The sequence below is a fragment of the Ciceribacter ferrooxidans genome, from assembly GCF_004137355.1.
GTDB classification, from domain to species: domain Bacteria; phylum Pseudomonadota; class Alphaproteobacteria; order Rhizobiales; family Rhizobiaceae; genus Allorhizobium; species Allorhizobium ferrooxidans.
In genome coordinates this window covers 1-250 of the sequence record NZ_SDVB01000255.1, presented here as the reverse complement: position 1 = coordinate 250, position 250 = coordinate 1, and the positions used below count along the sequence as shown (strand labels likewise).

General features: G+C 66.0%; 1 pseudogene. It reads left to right on the top strand.

Annotation, left to right across the window (positions count from 1 at the left end):
- A pseudogene (locus EUU22_RS20045) lies at positions 1-250 on the top strand (NAD(P)-binding protein); the annotation flags it as partial.

The window sequence follows — 250 nt, the reverse complement described above, 5'->3', positions numbered from 1 at the left end:
ACATGATGACCGGCTATCCCGGCATCTTTGCCGGCGGCGACATGGTCCCGTCGGAGCGCACCGTCACCGTCGGCGTCGGCCACGGCAAGAAGGCGGCGAGGAACATCGACGCCTGGCTCGCCGGCAAGGCGCACGTTGCGCCGCCGAAGCATGAGCTTGCGGCCTTCGACAAATTGAATCCGTGGTACTACAGCGACGCACCGAAAACCGTGCGGCCCGTGCTCGATGTCGCCCGGCGCACGTCGACTTT